This window comes from Candidatus Aegiribacteria sp., from assembly GCA_021108005.1.
GTDB lineage: Bacteria > Fermentibacterota > Fermentibacteria > Fermentibacterales > JCC-6 > Aegiribacteria.
On record JAIORS010000099.1, the window covers coordinates 1 to 8,190 of the forward strand.

Genomic DNA, 8,190 nt, shown 5'->3' on the forward strand with positions numbered 1-8,190 from the left:
ATGATATTCTAAGGAGCGATTGTGAACAGAGTAATAAAAGTTTGTAACATATTGTAAAATACTATCTTAAATGCGGCGATCCACAGTATGGCTTCGCGAGGATCAGGTGTAAAGAATGCGGCGCTGAGTATCTAAGGGCCTTTTCCTGCAAGTGCCGTGGTTTCTGCCAATCCTGCTCGAAGAGGAAATCGCTGGACCTGGCGATTTTCCTTGAAGAAGAACTCTACAGGCCTGTTTCACACCGTCATTGGGTATGGAGTGTTCCGAAAATGCTCAGGCTGCACTTCCTGTATCACAGGAAGCTTATTCCAAAGCTCTGCGGATGCGCCTGGGACGCTCTCACGATGTTCCTTCATGAAGCCCTTGGTCGCAGGGATGTTTTTCCAGGGGGCATCCTTGTACCGCAGACCTTCGGTGGCATGGCCAACTGGAACCCCCATGTTCATGCATTGATTACTGACACCTGCTGGGACAGGGAAGGCAATTACTACCTCATGCCTGGAATAGACACTTCAAATGTTCAGGGGATTGAAAAGCTCTTTGCCAGTCTCGTTTTCAAAATGCTTCTCGAAGAGGGCATGATCTCAAAGGAACTGGTGGAGAACATGAACTCCTGGAAGCACAGCGGCTTCAGCGTTCACTGCGGCAAGCCCGTAAAAGCCGATGATATAAACGGTCGAAAGACTCTGAGTGAATACATTTCAAGGGCACCATTTTCGCTTGAGAGGATGAGCTTCAATGAAAGCTCAGAGACCGTTGTCTACAAAGGTGAACACTTTCACCCCACCCTTGCCAGGAACTTCGATGTTTCAGAACCCCTGGAGTGGATAGCACGGATAACATCCCACATCCCAAGGAAGGGCGCAAAGCAGGTTATCTACTATGGGGCTTACAGCCAGGCATGGCGTGGCCGTGAACGCCGCCAGGGGATCTTACAGAAAGCACCAGGCGATGAGGAACCTGCTTCTTCGCTGAAAGATCGTTCCTCATACTCCCGCCGCAGAAGACAACTGTGGGCCGTACTTCTGAAAAAAGTCTGGAATGTTGACGCTCTGAAGTGCCCGAAGTGCGGAGGACAGATGAAGGTCATCTCTTTCATAGAACAACCTTCGGTTATCAGGCGCATCCTGAAACACCTTGATCTATGGGAGGATCCCAGACCTCCACCCGAACCCGTGGAAATGGTTTGCGAACCCTGCGCAGACTACGTTCCATGGAAGGATGATGTGCCGGAGATAGAGGTTGGATAATAATTTCCCGGATCCGCTTCACGGGGGACGTACATCCTGACACCGAGTCTCCAGTGCACATCTGCCGACAATCATGTTTGACCGGTGGTTTCTCAGATGGTATTGTCAGTTTCCGGGATCACCCGGGAACCACAAGCTTCTGGCATGCTGGTTTCAGGCAGGAATCGGAAGTTTATCGAGACGAATTGGCTACTTCGTGAGCAGGCTAAGGGATTCGCGAAAATCCATTGTCCTATTGTTATTTTCATATGACATATTACATGAAAAGTACTAATATATTCGGTACTTATTCGTACAATCGTCATGTATATTCTGTAAGACTTGACAAATATGCTAAATAGTACTTAGAATATTAATACTATATCGAATGAGAGTCATATGAATAAGTCCAGAAGATTGAATGAGTTCTTTGCGCTGCATGCTGTGTTTACGGTGGATGAACTGGACTGTTTTCTGTCTGAGCGTTCTTCAGGCAATGTGAATACACGGAAATCTCTTTTAACCTATCATCGTAACCAGGGGCGGATATTGATTCTGCGCCGTGGATTGTACGCTGTTGTGCCTTATGGGTACAGCCCTGACAACTGTCTGGTCGATCCGTACATGATAGTCGCGAAACTGACAAAAGATGCTATACTTGCATACCATACCGCTCTGGAATTTCATGGGAAAGCATATAGCGTATTTTCAAGGTTTCACTATGTGAGTGTCAGCAAGTCACTGCCCTTTAACTTCCGTTCTTTCGAATTCAGAAGCGTGTCTGTGCAGGCAGCCCTGGTTGCAAAAGACAGAATGATGTTCGGTGTTGATCGTTACATGCGTTCAGGGGTGGAAATACTTGTAACCGGCCTTGAGAGAACAATGGTGGATGTACTGAACCGACCGGAACTCACCGGGAGCTGGGAGGAGATATGGAGATCACTGCAATCGATAGAGTATTTCGATCTTGATAAGGTGGTTGAGTATACATTGCTGCTGGAAAACGCAACCACCGCTGCAAAAGTTGGATTTTTTCTGGAGCAGAACAGAGAAGCCCTGATGGTTTCCGGTTCATATCTGAACCGTTTACATGAACTGCGGCCTGTGCAGCCTCATTACATGATCCGGGGCAAAAGGGAGGGATGTAAGCTGGTAAAAAACTGGAATCTCTTGGTACCTGAAGAAATACTGAATGAGTCATGGGGAGAAGTATTATGAAGCTATCGGCATCGGAGTTATTACCTGTTGCTGATTCAACCGGTTTCAGAGTGGAGATACTTGAAAAGGTTATACATCTTCTGAACCTTTTACATGCCCTGAACTCACATCCTTTTCTGAAGGGAAAATGGGTATTGAAGGGTGGCACAGCGCTGAACATGTTCGTTTTCAATCTTCCCAGGCTTTCTGTTGATATTGATCTCAATTATACAGGGGCTTTGAATCGAGAAGAGATGTTGAAGGAACGTCAGGGAGTTGATCAGGCTCTGAAGGCTGTATTCTCCAGAGAAGGCTTAACTGTCAGAAGAGTACCTGTTGAGCATGCAGGAGGGAAATGGCGCTTGAATTATCAGAGTTTCACAGGGCAATCCGGTAACCTTGAGGTTGATTTTAATTTCATGTTCAGACAGCCTCTATGGGATATCCGTAAATTGGATTCCCATCCATTTAACGGCTTCCAGGCAAAGAATATTCCGGTTCTTGATATTCACGAACTTGCCGCTGGGAAGCTCTCAGCATTGCTCTCACGCAGAAAAGCAAGAGATCTGTTCGACTGTCAGATGATTCTATCCATGAAGGAATTGAATAGAGATCGGTTACGAATCGCATTTGTCGTATACGGTGCAATGAATCGAAAGGATTGGCGAACAGTCTCAATTAATGATGTGGATGTTGATTCTGCAGAAATAGCGCATCAACTGATCCCAACACTCAATTCAAGCACCACGGAAGAGCGGGGGACTGCAGAGGAATACGGGAAAAGACTCATTGAGGAATGCAGACACGCATTATCAATGGTATTACCCTTTGAGGATAATGAACTTGAATTTCTGAACCTGATATTGGATAAAGGAAGAATAGAACCGTTGCTTCTTACAACTGATCAGGAATTACAGGGGAGGATTCAATGTCAACCTCTTCTTGAGTGGAAAGCTCTCAATGTTCGAAGGTACAAAGGCATACGCTGAATAATGTTGCTGAGCGATAGTTGTCGTCAGATGCCGGATGAGAATTTCGCTGGATATCCTGTTTAGCGAATGAGAAACTCGCGAGGGTTCCCCTTGAAAACCTCACTGATGCGCCACTCGGTGAAGTCATCGAGTTGGGTGTAGGAGTTGCGTTGAGGGGGTTGGATCACTGTTCCATGGAAACGCATTAGCCATTCATCGAAGCTATTGTTGCCATGAGCGCTCTCTGAGACTATCAGCCTTCTGTCTGAATCCAGCAATTCTTCTCTATCCATAATTCCTCCTGAATCTCAATCATATGTGAGCAAGTACTTACAAACCAGTTAAACACATCAGCATATCACTATGAACAGTATTACATTTGGTTATTCACTGTTTAGATTGATGATGTTTATTGGATTATATGACATATTGATGCCAGCTCTCATATGGATATGTATTTGAAGATGAATGGTTTAATCAGCAGTGCCAGGATGACGTGAAGTGATACGGATTCTTATAGAAAGTTAATCGACTTTCGTATCTTCCGTGAAATCATGCGGTGCGGAGACAGATTTGATCCTTCCCTCTTTGATAACGACCATCCTGTCTGCGTTTCTGATAGTTGTAAACCTGTGGGCGATGATGATGGTTGTTCTGCCCTTTGATACCTCTTCCATGGCTTCCTGAAGCTTCTGTTCGGTTAGGGCGTCCACATGGGCGGTTGTCTCATCCAGGACAAGGATAAGGGGATCGGCAAGTACAGCCCTGGCAAGGGCTATCAGCTGTCTCTGGCCGCCGGAGAGAAGGGCTCCGGCTTCCCCTGCCTGGCTTTCGTATCCCTTTGGCAGGTTTTCTATGAAGTCATGAGCCTGGATCAGCTTTGCGGCTTCTCTGACTTCTTCATCTGAGGCTTTCGGATTACCGTAGCGGATGTTCTCCATTACGGTGTCGGGGAAGAGGTAGGTCTCCTGTGGTACGACGGTTACCAGTTCCCTGAGTTTTCTGTTGCTGATGTTTCTGAGGTCCGTGCCGTCTATGAGTACCTGTCCTTCGCCGGGGTCGTACAGCCTTGCAAGGAGCAGAGCCAGTGTGCTCTTGCCAGCACCTGTCGGGCCGACTACTGCGATTGTTTCCCCCGGATCTATCTTCAGTTCGATGTTCTTTAGAACAGGTTCCTCTTTGTAGGCGAAGGTCAGGTTATCTACATCAATTCCACCTTTGAAACCGCCATCTGGTTCCTCGGGCTTTTCTGGTTCCCTGATGCCGGGTTCCATTTCCAGGTATTCGCCTATCCTTGTGAGTGATGCGGCGGCGGCCTGGAGGGAGTTGTATGCGAGGCTCAGTTCCCTGATTGGACCGAAGAAACGGTTCACGTAACCGAGGAAGGCGAGGATAACGCCTATGGTGATGGTTCCCGCGGTTACCAGTGATCCTCCGTAACCTATCACCAGGGCTATGCTGAGCATGTTGCTTACTGTCATTATGGGGAAGAGTGAGGCGAAGAGTACGGCGGTGCGGAGGTTGGCCTTCATGTTCCTGAGGCTGAGCATCTCGAACTGTTCTATGCTAAATGATTCCCTGGAGAGGGACTGGGTGATCTTCATGCCGACTACGCCCTGTTCCACGCCTGTGTTCACGGCTGCCATTTCCTGCTGCACATGTATGTAGGCTCTTCTCATTTTCCTGGCAATAATGCTAAGGCTTACAACCACCACAGGTACACTCACCATCGTAACGAGTGTAAGGCGTAGGTCTAGCAGCGCCATTACAACCACTATTCCGCAGACGGTGAGCATGTCGTTGAAAAGATGTATGAGATTCGAGGACACGAAACTCGCCACATTGTTCACATCGTTGGTGACCCGGGACATCACCTGTCCCACCTTCTCACGCCTGTGGAACTCTATGGACCTTCTGAGGATGCTCCTGAACATGTCCTTTCTGATGTCGTAGACCACGTGCTGGCTGACCCAGCCGGAGAGGTATCCCTGGCCGAAGAGTGCAGGCCAGAATACGGCATTGAGCAGAATGTATGCCAGAGCCACCATTGTTAATCCTTTAAGATTACCTGGTACTATGTAACCGTCCACGGCCAGTTTGGCCAGCAGAGGCATGGCAAGTGAGGCCGCGGTTGAAAGCAGCATCAGAAGCACAGCCATCAGCACTCGGCCCCTGTAGGGTTTCACGTAGTGTGCTATAAGTCGTAATGAGCCCTTCCGTAGATTGGAGAACTTGAAATCCGCTTCCTCCCGTTGCAGCCTGCCCATGAATCCGCCTCTTATGTTCATGGTTCCACCGCTTCGGTGAACTGGAGCGAATAGAGAGTGCTGTACAGGCCTCCGGCGTCCATGAGCATTTCGTGGGCGGTTTTTCCAGCCTCTGGCAATCCCAGTTCCTCGACTCTGCCATTCTTCAGTACGATTATTCTGTCAGCGTGTCTAACGGTCCCCAGCCTGTGGGCTATGACGAATGTGGTTCGCCCCTTTCTTGCCACTTCGAAGGCGTCCCTGAGTTTTCTTTCAGTGGCTGCGTCAACACTTGATGTGGGCTCGTCCAGTATGAGGACCCGGGGGTTATGCAGGAGTACTCGAGCCAGTGCTATCCTCTGGCGCTGACCTCCGGATAGCCGGACTCCTCTTTCACCTACAGGCGTACCGTATCCCATGGGAAGGGAGTGTATGAAATCATGAATCTGGGCGGTCCTGGCCACTCTCTCTATCTCTCTGTCGGAGACGCCTGGACTTCCGTAGGCGATATTCTCCCTGATAGATGTGTCGAAGAGGAATACGCTCTGAAGAGCTATGCCAACGTTTCTTCGAAGGCTGTCCAGAGTAACTTCCCTGACATCGTTCCCATCCAGCGTTAATGAACCCCGTTCTGCGTTGTAGAATCTTGGGATCAGGTGTACTAAGGTGCTCTTGCCTGCCCCTGAAGGGCCGACCACGGCCACCAGTTCTCCGGGAAGTGCTTTCAGGGACACATCAATGAGAACAGGATTATTACCATCGTATGAGAAGGAGACATTGTCGAATTTCACTATTCCCTGAATGGGAGGGAGGGGCAGTGCACCGGGGGAGTCGGCTATCTCCGGGATTGTATCCATTACCTCGAAGATCCGCTCCGATGCTGCCATGGATCTCATGACAACGTTCATCATCATGCCCGTCTGCCTTACCGGCCGCAGCAGCATGCTGATGTAGGTGATGAAAGCTATCAGTGTGCCAAGTGAAATTTCTCCCCTTATTACGCCGTACCCTCCAACCCAGAGTATCAGGCCTGTTCCTATTCCCATGAATACGTTCATGAAGGGCATCCAGAGGGATTGTATCTTCGCTGCCTCAACACCAGCGCTGAGGTTTTTGCTGCTTGAGCGGTCGAAACGTTTCTCTTCGTACTTATCTCGCCCGAAAACCTTCACTACCATTATTCCGGCAAGGGTTTCCTGAAGGGTGGAACCCAGCAGTCCGAGAGTCTTTCTGACCCTTCCCATGGCTGGCCTGACTTTTCTGGCGTAGATGCGTATGGCCACTACAATCACCGGGAGCATGGCAGCGTATACAAGGCCAAGGATCCAGTTCCAGGAGAAGAGCACAACCATGACACCTATAAGGAAAAGGGCGTTAGTAAGGACGATTATTCCCGCGCGGCCGAAGAACATGCTGAGAACGTCCGTATCCGATGTTACCCTGGACATTAGATCGCCCGTTCGGGCCCGGTCGAAGAAGGAGAATGAAAGTCTGTTCAGGTGAGTGAAGAGATCGTTCCTTATCCTGAACACTATTTTCTGCCCCAGCAGGGCGGTGAGGTAAAGCCTCAGGAAATCCACACCCCCCTGCAGCAATGATACTGCAAGTAATCCCGCTGCCCACAGCCATATGAGATTGCCCTCTTCCCCCAGTACGCACCTGTCGATTGCTGCGCGGATGAGGAAGGGAGGAAGCAGCTCGAATATCGCCGCGAAGGCGGCGGCAGAAACGGTGACGGCAAAGAGGCCCAAGTTGGATTTTACATAGTGCGCCAGTCTTTTTAGAAGCGGCCATGCTGGCCCGGAGGTTCTGTTTATGGCCTTGCCTTCAGCCTTCACGTGACCTTTACCCTCCAGTTTTCTGGCTCCCGACTGCTCAGGATTCATCATCCATATCCGGATTCCCGTAGGGTATTTCCATCAGGACATTTCGAATATAAGGCAGGTTATCCATATCAAGGCCGTAATGTGTCCTGCAGCCGTCCCTGTGGCTTTCGATCAGCCCGGCCCTTTCAAGTACCGCAAGATGTTGGGATACCGAGGGCTGGCTGATGTTCAGTCTATCTGTGATTGCGTTCACGCACATGGGACTGTCTATGAGCATCCTCAGTATTCGAAGGCGCGATACCGATGACAGAGCCCTGTGAAGCTGAGCCAGTTTCTTGAGTTCTTTCATAACCATATAGTAATATACCTATATAGATTAGTCAACTGCTTTCAGAAAGATCAGAGTGATCGTTGGTGGATACAATGCTGATGGTTCATCCCTTCCAGTAACGTATCCGCAAGGGATTTTCCGGATCTGATTGACTTAAATCGAATATTCTGATTTCTGTCATTTTGAGTAAATGATAACCGGTGAAAGAATGTGGGAAGATACCTCCGAGACAGTCAAACCAGCGAGGTCAGTTAGGAGAAGGACTCCCTATTCCGCATCAGGAAGGTTGTTTGAGAGTAGTGAATGATCATCCACGAGAAAGGGGAGGTACGAAAACCTCCCCTTATATCACTTAGCTAGAATAATTCTAGTTACGATCTTTGCTTGTCG

Annotated in this window: 7 protein-coding genes and 1 pseudogene; 4 read left to right on the top strand and 4 right to left on the bottom strand. The window is 49.0% G+C overall.

Translation table 11 applies throughout. The annotated features are described in order from the left end of the window. Nucleotides 1-50 precede the first annotated feature (50 nt). From K8S15_05560 to K8S15_05575, 4 genes and pseudogenes are all read left to right on the top strand, one after another. Nucleotides 51-260 (top strand): annotated as a pseudogene (locus K8S15_05560) (transposase zinc-binding domain-containing protein). Between the two features lie 9 nt (nucleotides 261-269). After that, on the top strand, nucleotides 270-1,250 hold the full coding sequence (locus K8S15_05565; GenBank protein MCD4775503.1) for a transposase: 981 nt from the start codon (nucleotides 270-272) through the stop codon (nucleotides 1,248-1,250). Between the two features lie 378 nt (nucleotides 1,251-1,628). Next, complete coding sequence (locus K8S15_05570; protein ID MCD4775504.1) at nucleotides 1,629-2,447, top strand: transcriptional regulator; 819 nt, start codon at nucleotides 1,629-1,631, stop codon at nucleotides 2,445-2,447. Then, on the top strand, nucleotides 2,429-3,415 hold the full coding sequence (locus K8S15_05575) for a nucleotidyl transferase AbiEii/AbiGii toxin family protein (protein ID MCD4775505.1): 987 nt from the start codon (nucleotides 2,429-2,431) through the stop codon (nucleotides 3,413-3,415). Before K8S15_05570 ends, K8S15_05575 begins: the two co-directional genes overlap by 19 nt. 62 nt (nucleotides 3,416-3,477) lie before the next feature. Here K8S15_05575 and K8S15_05580 read toward each other — a convergent pair whose 3' ends face one another. From K8S15_05580 to K8S15_05595, 4 genes are all read right to left on the bottom strand, one after another. Beyond that, the gene (locus K8S15_05580) at nucleotides 3,478-3,690 is read right to left on the bottom strand and encodes a hypothetical protein (GenBank protein MCD4775506.1); all 213 of its coding nucleotides are present in this window, start codon (nucleotides 3,688-3,690) and stop codon (nucleotides 3,478-3,480) included. 231 nt (nucleotides 3,691-3,921) lie between these two features. Next, complete coding sequence (locus K8S15_05585; GenBank protein MCD4775507.1) at nucleotides 3,922-5,685, bottom strand: ABC transporter ATP-binding protein/permease; 1,764 nt, start codon at nucleotides 5,683-5,685, stop codon at nucleotides 3,922-3,924. After that, nucleotides 5,682-7,532 (bottom strand): ABC transporter ATP-binding protein/permease, encoded by a 1,851-nt coding sequence (locus K8S15_05590; GenBank protein MCD4775508.1) that lies wholly within the window; start codon nucleotides 7,530-7,532, stop codon nucleotides 5,682-5,684. The genes K8S15_05585 and K8S15_05590 overlap by 4 nt, the downstream gene beginning before the upstream one ends. Continuing rightward, nucleotides 7,519-7,824: a metalloregulator ArsR/SmtB family transcription factor gene (locus tag K8S15_05595; GenBank protein ID MCD4775509.1), complete on the bottom strand. Its 306-nt coding sequence runs from the start codon at nucleotides 7,822-7,824 to the stop codon at nucleotides 7,519-7,521. Before K8S15_05595 ends, K8S15_05590 begins: the two co-directional genes overlap by 14 nt. Between the last annotated feature and the right edge of the window lie 366 nt (nucleotides 7,825-8,190).